The organism is Bacillus cereus group sp. BfR-BA-01360 (genome assembly GCF_022663595.1).
Lineage (GTDB): Bacteria > Bacillota > Bacilli > Bacillales > Bacillaceae_G > Bacillus_A > Bacillus_A cytotoxicus.
The window spans coordinates 1-286 of record NZ_JAKUFV010000090.1; the positions used below are offsets into that span (position 1 = coordinate 1).

The window sequence follows — 286 nt, forward strand, 5'->3', positions numbered from 1 at the left end:
AAAAAAAGGTCTATTCTATAGGGTATTTCTTGTATAATGAGAGAAAAATGAGAATCGGAGACATTTCAAAATGACGAAAAAACTATTTACAGAAAAAGAAATTGAAATACTATCAAAAAATCGATACGTAAAATCGGTCAGCCCAAAAGGAATTACTTATACCGACGAATTCAAGCGTATTTTCATTAAAGAAAACGAAAAAGGAAAACCCCCTCGCATTATTTTTGAAGAATGTGGATTTGATGTAGAAATCATTGGCATACAACGTGTTATATCATCAGGAAAT

General features: G+C 30.8%; 1 protein-coding gene. It reads left to right on the top strand.

Annotated elements, in window-relative coordinates; genetic code table 11:
• Positions 1-70: 70 nt before the first annotated feature.
• The coding region (locus MR056_RS22045) for an HTH domain-containing protein (RefSeq protein ID WP_375293725.1) at positions 71-286 on the top strand (216 nt) is incomplete at its 3' end.